At 56.0% G+C, this 1,318-nt stretch carries 1 rRNA gene; it reads left to right on the plus strand.

The features are described from left to right. Positions 1-50 precede the first annotated feature (50 nt). Positions 51-1,318, plus strand: a 23S ribosomal RNA gene (locus FVE25_RS53625); the annotation flags it as partial.

Below are 1,318 nucleotides of genomic sequence, written 5' to 3' on the forward strand. Positions count from 1 at the left end.
GGTTGCTGTTTGTTGTTTGAGATTTGCATAGTGGACGCGAGCATCTTTGTGGCCAAGTTTTTTAGGGCACACGGTGGATGCCTTGGCATCAGGAGCCGATGAAGGACGTGGGAGGCTGCGTTAAGCCTCGGGGAGTCGCCAACCAGACGTTGATCCGGGGATGTCCGAATGGGGAAACCCAGCACCAGTCATGTGGTGTTGCCTCCGCCTGAATGTATAGGGCGGTTGGTGGTAACGCGGGGAAGTGAAACATCTCAGTACCCGTAGGAAGAGAAAACAACAGTGATTCCGTGAGTAGTGGTGAGCGAAAGCGGATGAGGCTAAACCTGGCGTGTGTGATAGCCGGCAGGCGTTGCACGTCGGGGGTCGTGGGACCTTCTTGGAAGATCTGCCGGTCTTCCGGACAGTGATAAATCGGTGGGGTAGTTGAAAGCTCTGGGAAGGGCTGCCGTAGACCGTGAGAGCCGGGTAGGCGAAACCTTGTCGACTGTTTGAGGGGATCCCAAGTAGCACGGGGCCCGAGAAATCCTGTGTGAATCTGCCAGGACCACCTGGTAAGCCTAAATACTCCCTGATGACCGATAGTGCACGAGTACCGTGAGGGAAAGGTGAAAAGTGCCCCGGTGAGGGGTCGTGAAATAGTACCTGAAACCGTGTGCCTACAAGCCGTAGGAGCTTACGTGAGGCTTGCCTTGCGTGTGATGTGACTGCGTGCCTTTTGAAGAATGAGCCTGCGAGTTATGGTGTGTGGCGAGGTTAACCCGTGTGGGGGAGCCGTAGCGAAAGCGAGTCTGAAGAGGGCGTTTGAGTCGCATGCTGTAGACCCGAAGCGGAGTGATCTACGCATGGGCAGGTTGAAGCTCAGGTAAGACTGGGTGGAGGACCGAACCCACCAGGGTTGAAAACCTGGGGGATGACCTGTGTGTAGGGGTGAAAGGCCAATCAAACTCCGTGATAGCTGGTTCTCCCCGAAATGCATTTAGGTGCAGCGTCGCGTGTTTCTTGCCGGAGGTAGAGCACTGGATGGCCGATGGGCCCGACAAGGTTACTGACGTCAGCCAAACTCCGAATGCCGGTAAGTGAGAGCGTGGCAGTGAGACTGCGGGGGATAAGCTTCGTAGTCGAGAGGGAAACAGCCCAGATCACCGACTAAGGCCCCTAAGCGTGTGCTAAGTGGGAAAGGATGTGGAGTCGCAGAGACAACCAGGAGGTTGGCTTAGAAGCAGCCACCCTTGAAAGAGTGCGTAATAGCTCACTGGTCAAGTGATTCCGCGCCGACAATGTAGCGGGGCTCAAGTACACCGCCGAAGTCGTGGCA

Source organism: Nonomuraea typhae, from assembly GCF_009760925.1.
Lineage (GTDB): Bacteria > Actinomycetota > Actinomycetes > Streptosporangiales > Streptosporangiaceae > Nonomuraea > Nonomuraea typhae.